This is a genomic window from Mesorhizobium sp. LNJC394B00 (assembly GCF_000502555.1).
Taxonomy (GTDB): Bacteria; Pseudomonadota; Alphaproteobacteria; order Rhizobiales; family Rhizobiaceae; genus Mesorhizobium.
The window spans coordinates 240,866-253,580 of record NZ_AYWH01000001.1 but is presented as its reverse complement, the minus strand read 5'-3'; the positions used below and the strand labels follow the sequence as shown (position 1 = coordinate 253,580).

The window sequence follows — 12,715 nt, the reverse complement described above, 5'->3', positions numbered from 1 at the left end:
TCCTCAGGCGAAGCGGAGCGCCGATTTGGCTTTTGCCTTGGCCGCCACCTCTTCACGATTGCGCGGATGATGCGTGGTTTCCAGCGAATGCAGCAATTCATGCGCCGATTCGGCGATCGCCTCGACGGCACGGTCGAAGGCTGCCTGGTTGCGCTGCGAGGGGCGCGTCGTTCCGCTCAGTTTGCGCACGAATTGAAGGGCGGCGTCGCGGATCTCGTCATGGGTCGCCGGCGGCTCGAAATTGAACAGGGTCTTGATGTTTCTGCACATGCTTGAACTCCTATCTGCTTTATGCCCGCCCCATTCCACTACTCCGCGTCGAGCGGCTCCGTTCCCACCGGTTTGCCATCACGCGACAGCCTGATCTTCTCGACCTTGTCTTCGGCCGCCTTCAGCAGCCGGTCGCAATGGGCCTTCAGCGCCTCGCCGCGCTCATAGATCTTGATCGATTGGTCGAGCGGCACGTCGCCGCGTTCCAGATCATCGACGATCTTTTCCAGCGCGTCGAGTGCCTGCTCGAAGCTCATCGCCTTCACGTCTTCATTTGCTTCGCCAGCCATACTTTACCCCTTCATCAGCCGCCCGACATGGGCGGCGACCGAAAATGCCAGTCCCTGCAGATCGTAGCCGCCCTCAAGCAGGCTGACGAGCCGGTTGCCGCTGTGGCGCCCGGCGCGTTCCAGCAACTGGCCTGTCGCCCAGTCGAAATCGTCCTCGCTGAGGTTGATCTCGGCCAGCGGGTCGCGATGGTGAGCGTCGAAGCCTGCGGAAATGATGATCAGATCGGGCGCGAAATTGTCGAGTGCCGGAAGGACGCGCGACAGCAAGGCATCGCGAAACATGTCCGAGCCGGTCTGCGGCGCCAGCGGCGCGTTGACGATGTTGCCGGCGCCGGTTTCGTTTTTAGCCCCGGTGCCGGGATAGAGCGGCATCTGGTGCGTCGAACAATAGAGCACCGAGGGATCGTCCCAGAAAATGTCCTGCGTGCCATTGCCGTGATGCACGTCCCAGTCGACGATGGCGACACGCTCGGCGCCGTGTTTCTTCTGCGCGTAGCGGGCCGCGATCGCCGCGGTGTTGAACAGGCAAAAGCCCATGGCCGTGGTCTTTTCGGCATGATGGCCGGGCGGACGCGCGGCGACGAAGGCATTGGCAACGCTGCCCTCGAAAACATCGTCGACGGCAGCGTTGGCCGCACCGATGGCAGTGACCACCGCCTGCCAGCTTTTCGGGCTGGCGCTCGTGTCGGCGTCGATCGAGGCAATGCCGCTTTCAGGGATCGCGGCGCGGACGCGGGCGACGAAATCCTCGGGGTGGGCGTAGAGGATTGTGGCCTCGTCGCCTTGCGGCGCCGTTACCCGATCGAGTGCGGTGAAGGCCTCGTCGTCGAGCACGCGCTCGATAGCGCGCAAGCGGTCCGGCCGCTCCGGATGACCGGGGGGCGTCAGATGTTCGAGGAAGATCGGATGGGTGTAGAGCCTGGTGACCATGACCCGATATAGGCGCGCCCGGCCGCTTTGACCATGGTTTGACGCCGCACCGCCCCGACGTTCAACAGGGATTACACCCCGGGCGCCGGCTGCGTCCAGCGCGAGCCGCCGAAGGAGGCCAGCGCCTTATCCCTGAGTTCCCTGAACTTGGACGACCCCTCGGCCAGCCGCTGGTCCCATTCGGCGTTCGGCACCTGGCCTTCGATGGTCTTGAAATAGACCTGCATCAGGCAGGCTATGGCGAAGGGTTCGATGAAGGCCGCCTTGAAGGCCCAGGCAAGGAGGATGGCGAGCACGAAGGCCCAGCCGCCGAGCTGCCCCGGAATGAACCACATGATGGCGGCGGCCGGCGCCAGCATCAAAAGGAAGATGACGAAGGACACACCCCACATGATGACCGCCAGCCAGATGGCGTTCTTGACCATGGTCTTGCCGTTCTGGGCGTAGAGCACGACGCCTTGCCGGGCTGTCTCGAAGGGCGATGATGAATTGATGCGGATGTTGTAGCCGAGGATGATCTCGTCGACATAGGTCAGCGACAGGCGGATGACCGTATTGATGAAAGCGATCAGGCCGCCGAGACCCGGAATGGGCAGGAAGGCGGCGATGCCGCCGATCAGGCCGGTGATGGCGCGGATGGCGCCCTTGACCAGCTGGTCGACCACGAAAAGGATGTTGGCCTCGGCGAAACGCTCCTTCACCACGTCCTTGGCGTAGGCGATCTGGTCCTGCCCATTGGGAACGTCCCGGCCATCGATCAAATGGACCATGACGGCGATATGGCCGGCCTTGACGACATAGAGGATGTATTCGCGGATCCAGTACAGCGCGATCGAAACGACGCCGATGCCGACGATGCCGCCCCAGAGCGCAAAAGACAGCGGCCCGTCGGGATCGGTGGAGATGTGGCCGACGCCATAGCCGACCGAGGCGCCGCTGCCGGTCGCCACGATGTAGGCGAGCGTAATGCCGAAATAGACGATCATGCGAAAGACGATGAATGGCCATGTCCTGATCATGATGGACACCGACCTGCCGATTTCGAAATCCCACATGCGCCCGAATCTCCCCTCAGAGATGGACGGCGAGGATGAACCCGGGCCGGGAATTGTCAATCTCGGCAATGCCGGGGATCGGCTGGCGAGATTTCAGACCGGCTGCGAGTCCTGCTTTTTAAGCAAGCCTTCAAGCAACTGCTGGAAGGCCGCCACCACGGTCTTCGACGTGGCTTCGGGGTCGTTCGAATTGGCGATGCGCTGTGCCGCCTGGCTGCTGGCGCCGTTGATCAGCCGGGCGGCGGTTTCGGGGTCGACGCCGGGGACGACCACCCCCTCCTGCTGCAGAGCCGTCAGATGATCGGTCATTGAACCGACGCAGGCATTGGCATTCGGCCATTGCGCCGGATCGCCGAGCACAGCCGGACCGTCGCGAAACATGATGCGCTGGATTTCCGGCTCCAGCGCCATCTCGATATAGGTCGTGCATTCGTCGACGAAACGCTGCCAGCGGCTTGGCGCCCGCGACGCAATCTCATGGATGCGGACGGCCATCTCGCCATCGATTTCGGCGATGACAGCCTGCAGCAGGCCCTTCTTGTCGCCGAAATGATGGTAGAGCGCGCCGCGGGTCAGCCCGGCCGAGGCGGTGAAGTCGTCCATCGACGCCTCGGCATAGCCGATTGTGCCGAAAGCGTGGCGGGCCGCCGTGATCAGCTTGGCGCGCGTTTCGGCAATCATCTCCTTGCGGGGTCTGTGCATGGTTCTGGCCTTATTCACATACGCTTCGTATGCCAATTGACATACGCGGCGTATCGATTACCTATATTCATACGGACCGTATGTAATTGTCGAATTGGCCTTTGTCGAGGAACCAGCCATGCAAAACCCATACTCGGAAATCTTTGGTGCCCCTGGAGCCAAGGGGTTTGCCGCCGCGGGCTTCCTCGCGCGGCTGCCGATCGCCATGGCGCCGATCGGCATCGTGGCCATGCTCTCGCAGACGCGTGGCGAATACTGGCTGGCGGGAGCTGTCTCGGCGACGTTCGCGCTGAGCAACGCTTTCGTGGCGCCGCAGATATCACGGCTGGTCGATCGCCTCGGCCAGACGCGGATCGTGATTCCGACCACCATCCTCACCGTGCTCGCCTTCGCGGTGCTGATTGCCGCAGCCAATCAGGACTGGCCGGTGTGGACGCTGTTTGTGTCGGCACTGGCGGCCGCCGCCATGCCCAGCATGCCGGCGATGGTGCGCGCGCGCTGGACCGAGATTTTTCGCGGCCGGCCGCAGATGAACACCGCATTCGCCTTCGAATCGGCGGCGGACGAACTCGTCTACATTGCAGGCGCATCGCTGTCGGTGGGCTTGAGTGCCGCTCTGTTCCCGGAAGCCGGTGTCCTGGTCAGCACGCTATTCCTCGCCCTTGGCTCGGCAGCCTTCATCCTGCAGCGTTCGACCGAACCACAAGTGCGGCCGGTGAATCATGTCTCGAGCGGCTCGGCAATCCGGCTCAGGTCGGTGCAGATCATCACCTTCGCCCTGATCTTCGTCGGCGCCACCTTCGCGACCACGGAAGTGAGCACGGTGGCGATCACCAAGGAACTCGGCCAGCCGGGCGCCGCCAGCCTCGTCATCGGCGTCTATGCGCTGGGATCGTTCGTGCTCGGCCTTATCGTCGGCGCGCTCAACCTGAAAGCGCCGCTGCAGCGCCAGTTGGCCCTCGCGGTCGCCCTCGTTGCGCTCGGCACGCTGCTGCCGCTCACCGCCGACACGGTGCCGCTGCTGGCGCTGACCGTTTTCATCAGCGGCGTGGCGATCTCGCCAACCTTCATCACCGCCTTCGGCCTGATCGAACGCCACGTGCCGGAAGCGATGCTGACCGAAGGCATCACCTGGGTGATGACAGGCATCGGCATCGGCATGGCGCTCGGTTCGTTTGCCGCCGGTGCGGTGGTGGATGAATTCGGCGCCCGCAACGGGTTCTGGGTCTCGGTGGCGGCCGGCGTCATCGCATTGGTGACGGTGTTGCTGGGCCAGCGCAGCCTGGCCACCCGCGCCTGCGAGCTGGACGGCTGCGGTGCAGCCGCCGTTCCCGCGGAATAAACGCACAAGCGTCCGGTCGGGAACGCGGATCGGACGCAGCTTCTCCAAAGGAGCGCGGCTCCCTACGACTGTTCAAGCCTCTTGCGGATCTCGTTTCCATCGAGAACGACAACAGGACTTCCCAGTGTCTCAACCATATCCGGGTTCAGATGGGGTATGGTTTCAGCGCGCCCGACCATCGGCGGACATTCTCCGGCGCAATACACGACCGAGCTGGTGACACGCAGGATTTTCCACAGCGCTTCGTAGAGGCGCGGATCGTCGGGCGGCCGCGCGACGGTGAAGCCTGAACATCGCGAGGCATCGCCGGGGTCGAAATTGAGATAGAGGTCGGCCGACGACGCATCGTCATAGGCGACGACCCAGCAGGTGAATTCAGGTTCACGCCTGGTGACGAACGGCGCGAAGGCATCCTCGACGATCGATGTGGGGAAGTAGCTCTCTTCGCCATCTTCAAAGCAATTGAGATAGGCCTCGAAGCTCATCCGACCGCCCCCTGTCCCCTAGAAAATCTCGGTCTTGGCGATATGAATGCCAAAGCCCTCAAGCCCGACATAGTGGCGTTCGCGCGAGGCGATCAAATTGATCGAGGAGATGCCGAGATCCTTGAGAATCTGCGCGCCGAGGCCGATTTCTCGCCACTCGTTCTCACGGCGGCGGGCCTCTTCGTGGTCCTCACGGTCGGCACTCATCGGCCGGTTGCGCTCCTGATGGGCGACGCCGACCGAACCCTCTCGGAGGTAAACGATGACGCCGCGCTTGCGTTCGCCCATCGCCTTCATAATGGCGTCGAGCCGGTGGCTGGTGCCGAACACGTCGGTCACCACATCCTCCGAATGCAGCCGCACCGGCACGTCCTCGCCGTCACGGATGTCGCCGAAAACGACCGCGACATGGTGCATGGAATCCCAGGGCAGCGTGTAGGTGAAGACCTGTGCCTTGCCGCCGAGTGTGTCGATTTCGGAGCAGGCGACGCGTTCGACCAGCGTTTCCTTGCGCTGCCGGTAGGCGATGAGGTCGGCGACCGAGACCTGCTTGAGGCCGTGTTCCTCGGCAAAGCTCGCCACCTGCGGGCCGCGCTTGACGGTGCCGTCGTCATTGACCAACTCCGAGATCACGCCAACCGGCGGCAGGCCGGCAAGCTTGCAGAGATCGACCGCGGCTTCGGTATGGCCCGAACGCATCAGCACGCCGCCTTCCCTAGCGATCAGCGGGAAGATGTGGCCGGGGCGAACGAAATCCGAACCGCCGACATTGCCGTTGGCCAGGTTGCGCACGGTCAGCGTGCGGTCCTCGGCCGAAATGCCGGTGGTGGTGCCATGCTTGAAATCGACGCTGACGGTAAAGGCCGTGGTGTGGGCGGAATCATTGTCGGCGACCATCGGCTGCAGATTGAGCCGCTTGGCCTCCTCGCGCGGCATCGGCGTGCAGACGATGCCGGAGGTGTGACGGATGATGAAGGCCATTTTCTCCGGGCTGCAATGCACGGCGGCAACGATCAGGTCGCCCTCGTTCTCACGCCCGTCATCGTCCATGACGACGACGATCTCGCCGCGCTCGAAGGCGCGGATGGCTTCGACGATTTTCTTCTGATCGTATGGCATTGGCTCGCTTCGCTCGCAGGGAATAGGGGTTGGGCAGTAGGAGTTAGGGAAGGAAGTACGGGCTGGCTTATTGCCTAATCCCTACTGCCTAATCCCCGGCCTGTCTGTCCCCGGTGCCGCAGATAATGGTCGGCGATGGCGCAGGCAACCATGGCTTCGCCGATCGGCACGGCGCGGATGCCGACGCAGGGGTCGTGGCGGCCCTTGGTCATGACGTCGACGTCGTTGCCGTCCTTGTCGATGGATTTGCGCGGCGTCAGGATCGACGAGGTCGGCTTGACGGCGAAGCGGGCGACGATCGCCTGGCCGGTCGAGATGCCGCCCAGAATGCCGCCGGCATTGTTGGACAAGAAGACCGGCTTGCCGTCATTGCCGATGCGCATCTCGTCGGCATTCTGTTCGCCGGTGATGCGGGCGGCTTCGAAACCGTTGCCGATCNGTTGCCGATCTCGACGCCCTTGACGGCGTTGATCGACATCAGGCCGGACGCGATGTCCTGGTCGAGCTTGGCGTATATCGGCGCGCCAAGGCCGGCCGGCACGCCGTCGGCGACGATCTCGATAACCGCGCCGACCGAGGAGCCGGATTTGCGGATGCCGTCGAGATAGCTGGTGAAGACCGGAACGGAGGCCGGATCGGGGGTGAAGAACGGGTTTTCGGCGTCACCGATGAAATTCCAGTTCCAGTTGGCGCGGTCGATCGATTTCTCGCCCATAGACACCAGCGCGCCGCGCACCACCATGCCGGGCACCACCTTACGGGCGAGCGCGCCGGCGGCCACGCGCGCGGCCGTCTCGCGGGCCGAGGAGCGGCCGCCGCCGCGATGGTCGCGCAGGCCGTATTTGACGTCATAGGTGTAGTCGGCGTGGCCGGGCCGGTACTGGCGGGCGATCTCGCCATAGTCCTTGGAGCGCTGGTCGACATTCTCGATCAGCATCGAGACGGGCGTGCCGGTGGTGATCATCGTCTCGCCGTCCTCGTCGAGGATGAAGCCGGATAGCACGTTCACCTCGTCCGGCTCGCGGCGCTGGGTCACAAAACGCGACTGGCCGGGACGGCGCTTGTCGAGTTCGGCCTGGATTTCGGCCCGTGTGAAGCGGATGCCGGGCGGGCAGCCGTCGACGACACAGCCGAGCGACGGGCCATGGCTTTCGCCCCAGGTGGTGACGCGGAAGAGATGGCCGAACGTGTTGTGAGACATGAATTTTAGCCCTGCCCGGCAGCGGAGCCGGATCAAGGGTGCGTTCTATTGGCGTTTTCCACAGCGGTCAAACTGTGATCCGGCGGTTTTAGTTTTGACACATTCGGTTGGTTTCTGCTCTCTTCCATCCGCCCGTTGAAAGCTCGCCGCCATCCGTGCAGGCGCAATGACAAAGAGGACGACGATGCGTACCCTGATTGGCGCTGCTGCCGCCATGTTGCTGATTTCCACCGCCGCCTATGCCGGCCAGACCGAAGGCCTGATCAAGAAGGTCGACAAGGACGCGCTGACGCTGACGCTGGAGGACGGCAAGTCCTTCAAGCTCAACGCCGAGACCGATCTCGATTCGCTAAAGCCGGGCATGGATATCGTCATTGCCTATGACGTGACGAATGGCGAGAACGTCGTCACCGACATGGAACTGCCCGACACCGAGTAACACCGACGCCGAACAGGGTCTTGCCGCTCGGCGGAGCCCTGCCCGGATAAACAGGACGGTCGTCCTGTTTTTATCTGCTCGAACCTAAAGCCAATCCAGACGCCCGTCCTGCAGCCTGAGCACCCGGTCCTGCCGCACTTCCAGGTTTGCCGCTTCATGTTCGGAAACACCTTCGACCATCCGAAACAGAGTCCGCACGACGCCACCATGCGTGACGCAGACCGTCTGGCGGTCGAGCGCCTCGAACCACGGCTTCACCCGTTCGAGCAGCATCTGGTAGCTTTCGGCGCCCTCGCCCGGCGGCTGGAAATTCCATTTGTTGCGTCGTCGCGCCTTCGCCGAGCCCGGCATTCGCGCGTCGAGTTCGGCATAGGTAAAGCCCTGCCAGTCGCCAAAGTGCACCTCGACCAGACGCGGGTCGGTGCGGTAGGCATCGGGATCGAGCTGCATCGCCAAGCGCAGCCGCTGCATCGTCTCGCGCGTCCGCTTCATCGGGCTGGCGACAAAGTCGAATTCCTCAGGATTCTGGATCAGTTCGGCCAGCCGCCGTCCATTGCGGGTCGCCTGCTCGCGGCCGAGCGCGTTGAGATCGGTGTCGGCCTGGCCCTGCAGCCGCGACTCGGCATTCCACTGCGTCTGGCCATGGCGCACGATGTAGACGAGCGGAACCATCAGGTCTTCCGGAAATCAGGACAGGCGGGCGGAAACCGCGGCAGAACTATTCCTTGACGGTCGAAATATCCGGCGCGTCGACCGCCTTCATGCCGACGACGTGATAGCCGGAATCGACATGGTGCACCTCGCCGGTGACGCCACGCGACAGGTCCGACAGGAAATAGACGGCGGAATCGCCGACTTCTTCCTGGGTGACGGTCTGCTTCAGCGGCGAATTGTATTCGTTCCACTTGAGGATGTAGCGGAAGTCGCCGATGCCCGAAGCAGCCAAGGTCTTGATCGGCCCGGCCGAGATAGCGTTGACGCGGATCTTCTTGCCGCCGAGGTCGACGGCGAGATAGCGCACGCTGGCTTCGAGCGCGGCCTTGGCGACACCCATGACGTTGTAATGCGGCATGACCTTTTCGGCGCCGTAATAGGTCAGCGTCAGCAGCGAGCCGCCATCGGTCATCAACGCTTCGGCGCGCTTGGCGATGGTGGTGAAGGAATAGACCGAAATGTCCATGGTGCGCAGGAAATTGTCGCGCGTCGTCTCGACATAGCGTCCGGTCAGCTCGTCCTTGTCGGAAAAGGCGATGGCATGGACGAGGAAGTCGAGCTTGCCGCCCCAATGCTTGGCGACATTGGCAAACACCTCGTCGAGGCTCGCCGGATCAGTGACATCGCAATGACCGGCGACAAAGGCGCCCAATTCCGCAGCCAGCGGCTCGACGCGCTTCTTGAACGCCTCGCCCTGATAGGTCAGCGCGATCTCGGCGCCATGGTCGACGCAGGCCTTGGCGATGCCGTAGGCAATCGATCTGTTGTTGGCGACGCCCAGTATAAGGCCGCGCTTGCCGGCCATAAGGCCCTGTCCACCCGCCATGTCAGCGCTCTCCGAAAGATTTTCTGCTTTGGAGTGCCTATCGCACAGGCAGAAAGGCGCATCAAGCGCAGACGGGGCGCGCGTTCAATTCAGACACTCGGCGTGACAACGAATGGGGGATAATAACGTTGTTGTGAGATTTGAACGCCTCACTGCGGCCAGCGCGCCTTGATGGCCCAGGCCCGCCCGACCAGCCGAATCGGCTGGCCGGCAACGCATCGGCCCTATCCAGCCATTTTGCGCCAGGGAATGAGCATTCCCACCTGCTTGCGGTAGCTTCGGTACTGATCGCCGAACATCGCGACGAGATCGCGTTCCTCGAGGAAGATGCCGAGCAAGATGTAGCCGGTGCTGCCCGCCGCGAACAGGAGATGGCCCCATGTCATGGACGGCGTCGCCCAGAAGGCCAGGAGGAAGCCGACATAGAGCGGGTGCCGGACCCATTTGTAGAACAGTGGCGTCCTGAACACGGGCGGCGCCGGTTCGCTCTTGCGCAAAGCGGCGAGAACCTGGCGCAGGCCGAACAGTTCGAAATGGTTGATCAGAAAGGTGCTGGTCAACAATACCGCCCAGCCGAGCCAGAACACGCCATGGATGACGGCGACCCAGACCGGGTTCTCGACCGTCCAGACGAGACCGGGAATCGGCCGCCATTGCCAGTAGAGCAGCAGCAGGATGAGGCTGGCCAAAAGCACATAGGTGCTGCGTTCGGCCGCGTGCGGGACAATCCGTGTCCACCAGCGCTTGAAAACCGGTCGCGCCATGATGCTGTGCTGGGCGGCGAAAAGGCCGAGCAGCAGTGCATTGACGATGACGGCTTCGACCGGACTTCCAGCGACTCCGGAATCGATCGATTTCGGCACGACCATGTTGCCGACGAAACCGACCGCATAGAGAAACGAACCGAGAAAAATCAGGTATGCGGCAACGCCGTAGATAAGGGTGATTACGCCCGCCATGACTGCCCCTCCATGCAAGCATCAGGATTCGGTCGGTCGACCGAATTCAGTGTCAAAAACCATAAATTCTCTGACGAGTCAACTTGATCGGTCGCTCGACCGAGATAGAGTGGAGGGACGTCCAGCCCCGGACAGGAGAAGCTATGATCCGCCCAGATTGCACCGCTAACAGCGGCAGCCACGCCGCATGACGGACGCTGCCGAAGCCGTTACCCCGCCGCAGAACAAGCAAAAGCGCGACACGCGCGCCGAACTGATTTCGGCCGCCGAGTTATGCCTCCATCAAGGCGGTTATGCCGATCTGTCGACGCGCCGCGTTGCCGAGATCGCCGGCGTTCCGCTCAGCCAGATCCATTACCATTTCGGCTCCAAGGAACGGCTGTTCCTGGCCCTGCTGGACCATCTGAACGAGGGCCTGCTGAAGCGCCAGGCGGAGACCTTTGCGGCACCGATGCCGCTGTGGCAACGCTGGGAGCGCGCTTGCGATTTCCTCGACGATGATCTGGCGTCCGGCTATGTCCGGATCCTGCACGAGATGATCGCGGCAAGCCTGTCGAGCCCCGAAATCGCCAAGGCGGTGCGCCGCGACCTGCGCGGCTGGTTCGAACTGCTGGACGGACTGGCGCAAGAGGCGGAGCAGCGGTTCGGCGGCCTCGGGCCATTCTCCGCCGCCGAAGTAACCAGTCTGGTCAGCGCCGCCTTCCTCGGCAGCGAGACGATGATCCTGCTGGAGATCGAGGGCCCGCATGTCCCGGTGCGGCAGGCGCTGCGCCGCTTCGGCGAAACCATCCGGCGGATGGAGGAAGCGGCGCCCGGCAGCTAGCCAGCCAAGTCGAGCCGCATCAGCCTTTGCGGCTGCGCATCAGCGCTTCGAGTTCGCTGTCGCCGCCTTCCGGCAGCATGATGCGAACATGGGCGTAGAGATCGCCATGGCCGCCGGCCTTTTCCGGCAAGCCCCTGCCCTTCAGGCGCAGCACCTTATCGGAACTCGACCAGGCCGGAATGTTGACCGCCAGCCTGCCGGTCGGCGTGTCGACCGGCACCTTGGCGCCCAGCACCGCGTCGGCCAACGCTACCTCCAGATCGGCATGCAGGTCACGGCCTTCGATGCGGTAGCGCGGGTGCCTGCGGATACGGATCTTGACCAGCGCATCGCCCGGCTGTCCCGGCCCCTGCTCGCCCTGGCCCTTCAGCCGGATGGTCTGGCCATCCTCGACATAGACCGGCAGCTTGACCGCGATCTTGCGGCCGTCGGGGAACATCGCCGTCACCTTTTCGGCGGTCGCTATCTCCTCGATGGTGACGTCGAGCGTGACGTTCAGATCGGCGGCGGTCGCCTGCTGGCGGCGGTCGCCTGTTCCGGCGCCGCGCGCGCCGGAAAAGGCGTCGCCGAAGATCTGGCTGAAAATGTCGCTGTTGCCGTCGAACGGATCGCCGCCCGGACGCCCCGATCGGAATTCGAAGCGCGAGCCGCCGGCGCCCTGCTGGCGGCGGAAGCCACCGAACGGATCGCCGCCGCCGGCTGCGCCCTCGAAGCCCTGGAATTTCGGCTTGCCGTCGGCGTCGATCTCGCCGCGGTCGAAGGCCGCACGGTTCTTCTCGTCGCCGACGACCTCATAGGCCTGATTGGCGGCGGCAAAACGGTCCTTGGCCTTGGGATCATTCGGATTCTGGTCCGGATGATACTTCTTGGCGAGCTTGCGGTAAGCCGATTTTATGTCCTTGGCCGATGCGTTCTTGGCAACGCCCAGCACCTCATAGGGGTCGCGCATGCGTCCTGCCCTGGAAAATGAGTTAAATCCACGTTGGCCCTTATATGCGCTCCCATAGGAAGAAATTCCAGTGGCGCGCAGGCTTATCGAGGGTTGAAATTGCGATGCCCGCAAACCTCGAAAATCAGAGCGGTTTGAAGTCCTGCATGTGCCAGCCGCCGGCCGCGGCGATGCACAATTGCCCCTTGAACAAAGCGACGCCGTCGAAGCTTTCGCGCGAGGCGGTAAAGCTGCGGCAGGCCTGGCCGTTGTCCTGCACTTCGGCGAGTTCGGTGATGGAGCCCCGCGAGCCGGTGTCGGCATTCGCCCACGGCACGGCCTGGCCGCGAAGCTCCTCGATGTCGGCCGAAGACACCGCATTGCCGATCGTGGTCTGGTCGGAAGCGCTGTCGGCGTCCGTCGATGTCACCCTCGCCGGCGCGCTTGAGGTGACGATGGAACGATCGACCTCGGCCTTTTCCAGGCTGAAGCCGCCGGCGCCGCAGGCGGCAAGCGGCAGTGCGATAATCACGATCACGGCTTTCGAACTGGCCGAAGCGATAACGCTCCATTGCCCGCTGTCAAAAGCTTGCGCGATACGCGACAATCGGCAACCTCCTGAAGCTCGAGAC

Annotated in this window: 15 protein-coding genes and 1 pseudogene; 3 read left to right on the top strand and 13 right to left on the bottom strand. The window is 63.3% G+C overall.

The genetic code is table 11. The features are described 5' to 3' along the window. Positions 1-3: 3 nt before the first annotated feature. From X751_RS162180 to X751_RS162200, 5 genes are all read right to left on the bottom strand, one after another. Entirely contained in the window at positions 4-270 is a 267-nt protein-coding gene (locus X751_RS162180; RefSeq protein ID WP_023668432.1) for a DUF2277 domain-containing protein, read from the bottom strand. 38 nt (positions 271-308) lie between these two features. Further along, positions 309-560 (bottom strand): exodeoxyribonuclease VII small subunit, encoded by a 252-nt coding sequence (locus X751_RS162185; RefSeq protein ID WP_023668433.1) that lies wholly within the window; start codon positions 558-560, stop codon positions 309-311. Positions 561-563: 3 nt separating this feature from the next. Beyond that, positions 564-1,490, bottom strand: coding sequence for a histone deacetylase family protein (locus X751_RS162190; protein ID WP_023685412.1), 927 nt, complete (start codon positions 1,488-1,490; stop codon positions 564-566). 71 nt (positions 1,491-1,561) lie between these two features. Further along, complete coding sequence (locus X751_RS162195; protein WP_023685411.1) at positions 1,562-2,545, bottom strand: hypothetical protein; 984 nt, start codon at positions 2,543-2,545, stop codon at positions 1,562-1,564. 93 nt (positions 2,546-2,638) lie between these two features. Beyond that, positions 2,639-3,247, bottom strand: a complete 609-nt coding sequence (locus X751_RS162200) for a TetR/AcrR family transcriptional regulator (RefSeq protein WP_023685410.1) — start codon at positions 3,245-3,247, stop codon at positions 2,639-2,641. Between the two features lie 118 nt (positions 3,248-3,365). Here X751_RS162200 and X751_RS162205 point away from each other — a divergent pair, with 118 nt between their 5' ends. After that, positions 3,366-4,589: an MFS transporter gene (locus X751_RS162205; protein ID WP_023716104.1), complete on the top strand. Its 1,224-nt coding sequence runs from the start codon at positions 3,366-3,368 to the stop codon at positions 4,587-4,589. A 62-nt stretch (positions 4,590-4,651) separates the two neighbouring features. On the opposite strand, the gene X751_RS162210 is transcribed toward X751_RS162205, so the two are convergent. From X751_RS162210 to aroC, 3 genes and pseudogenes are all read right to left on the bottom strand, one after another. Then, positions 4,652-5,074 carry a hypothetical protein gene (locus X751_RS162210; RefSeq protein WP_023685408.1) on the bottom strand — a complete coding sequence of 141 codons (423 nt, stop codon included), beginning with the start codon at positions 5,072-5,074 and terminating at the stop codon, positions 4,652-4,654. 18 nt (positions 5,075-5,092) lie between these two features. Next, on the bottom strand, positions 5,093-6,193 hold the full coding sequence (ribB, locus tag X751_RS162215) for a 3,4-dihydroxy-2-butanone-4-phosphate synthase (protein WP_023685407.1): 1,101 nt from the start codon (positions 6,191-6,193) through the stop codon (positions 5,093-5,095). Positions 6,194-6,267: 74 nt separating this feature from the next. Beyond that, positions 6,268-7,394: pseudogene (gene aroC / locus X751_RS01000000163395) on the bottom strand (chorismate synthase). A 184-nt stretch (positions 7,395-7,578) separates the two neighbouring features. On the opposite strand from aroC, the gene X751_RS162220 reads away from it, so the two are divergent. After that, positions 7,579-7,833: a DUF1344 domain-containing protein gene (locus X751_RS162220; RefSeq protein WP_023685405.1), complete on the top strand. Its 255-nt coding sequence runs from the start codon at positions 7,579-7,581 to the stop codon at positions 7,831-7,833. A gap of 84 nt (positions 7,834-7,917) precedes the next feature. Here X751_RS162220 and X751_RS162225 read toward each other — a convergent pair whose 3' ends face one another. From X751_RS162225 to mddA, 3 genes are all read right to left on the bottom strand, one after another. Further along, positions 7,918-8,505, bottom strand: a complete 588-nt coding sequence (locus X751_RS162225; protein ID WP_023743672.1) for a histidine phosphatase family protein — start codon at positions 8,503-8,505, stop codon at positions 7,918-7,920. A 46-nt stretch (positions 8,506-8,551) separates the two neighbouring features. After that, on the bottom strand, positions 8,552-9,373 hold the full coding sequence (gene fabI, locus X751_RS162230; protein ID WP_023727494.1) for an enoyl-ACP reductase FabI: 822 nt from the start codon (positions 9,371-9,373) through the stop codon (positions 8,552-8,554). Between the two features lie 224 nt (positions 9,374-9,597). After that, the gene (gene mddA, locus X751_RS162235; RefSeq protein ID WP_023685403.1) at positions 9,598-10,332 is read right to left on the bottom strand and encodes a methanethiol S-methyltransferase; all 735 of its coding nucleotides are present in this window, start codon (positions 10,330-10,332) and stop codon (positions 9,598-9,600) included. 187 nt (positions 10,333-10,519) lie between these two features. Between mddA and X751_RS162240 the strand changes: the two genes are divergently transcribed. Beyond that, complete coding sequence (locus tag X751_RS162240) at positions 10,520-11,155, top strand: TetR/AcrR family transcriptional regulator (protein WP_023743671.1); 636 nt, start codon at positions 10,520-10,522, stop codon at positions 11,153-11,155. 19 nt (positions 11,156-11,174) lie between these two features. Here the strand turns inward: X751_RS162240 and X751_RS162245 are convergent, their stop codons facing one another. Beyond that, positions 11,175-12,104, bottom strand: a complete 930-nt coding sequence (locus X751_RS162245; protein ID WP_023692090.1) for a J domain-containing protein — start codon at positions 12,102-12,104, stop codon at positions 11,175-11,177. Positions 12,105-12,228: 124 nt separating this feature from the next. Continuing rightward, on the bottom strand, positions 12,229-12,690 hold the full coding sequence (locus tag X751_RS162250; RefSeq protein ID WP_023687129.1) for an RT0821/Lpp0805 family surface protein: 462 nt from the start codon (positions 12,688-12,690) through the stop codon (positions 12,229-12,231). Positions 12,691-12,715: the final 25 nt, after the last annotated feature.

What these genes read in the sequence shown, in the direction of transcription:
- X751_RS162205 (WP_023716104.1), top strand. Translation starts at nt 3,366, where the DNA reads ATGCAAAACCCATACTCGGAAATCTTTGGTGCCCCTGGAGCCAAGGGG.
- X751_RS162185 (WP_023668433.1), bottom strand. Translation starts at nt 560, where the DNA reads ATGGCTGGCGAAGCAAATGAAGACGTGAAGGCGATGAGCTTCGAGCAG.
- fabI (WP_023727494.1), bottom strand. Translation starts at nt 9,373, where the DNA reads ATGGCGGGTGGACAGGGCCTTATGGCCGGCAAGCGCGGCCTTATACTG.
- X751_RS162200 (WP_023685410.1), bottom strand. Translation starts at nt 3,247, where the DNA reads ATGCACAGACCCCGCAAGGAGATGATTGCCGAAACGCGCGCCAAGCTG.
- ribB (WP_023685407.1), bottom strand. Translation starts at nt 6,193, where the DNA reads ATGCCATACGATCAGAAGAAAATCGTCGAAGCCATCCGCGCCTTCGAG.
- X751_RS162190 (WP_023685412.1), bottom strand. Translation starts at nt 1,490, where the DNA reads ATGGTCACCAGGCTCTACACCCATCCGATCTTCCTCGAACATCTGACG.
- X751_RS162195 (WP_023685411.1), bottom strand. Translation starts at nt 2,545, where the DNA reads ATGTGGGATTTCGAAATCGGCAGGTCGGTGTCCATCATGATCAGGACA.
- X751_RS162180 (WP_023668432.1), bottom strand. Translation starts at nt 270, where the DNA reads ATGTGCAGAAACATCAAGACCCTGTTCAATTTCGAGCCGCCGGCGACC.
- X751_RS162225 (WP_023743672.1), bottom strand. Translation starts at nt 8,505, where the DNA reads ATGGTTCCGCTCGTCTACATCGTGCGCCATGGCCAGACGCAGTGGAAT.
- X751_RS162210 (WP_023685408.1), bottom strand. Translation starts at nt 5,074, where the DNA reads ATGAGCTTCGAGGCCTATCTCAATTGCTTTGAAGATGGCGAAGAGAGC.
- X751_RS162220 (WP_023685405.1), top strand. Translation starts at nt 7,579, where the DNA reads ATGCGTACCCTGATTGGCGCTGCTGCCGCCATGTTGCTGATTTCCACC.
- X751_RS162240 (WP_023743671.1), top strand. Translation starts at nt 10,520, where the DNA reads ATGACGGACGCTGCCGAAGCCGTTACCCCGCCGCAGAACAAGCAAAAG.
- X751_RS162245 (WP_023692090.1), bottom strand. Translation starts at nt 12,104, where the DNA reads ATGCGCGACCCCTATGAGGTGCTGGGCGTTGCCAAGAACGCATCGGCC.
- mddA (WP_023685403.1), bottom strand. Translation starts at nt 10,332, where the DNA reads ATGGCGGGCGTAATCACCCTTATCTACGGCGTTGCCGCATACCTGATT.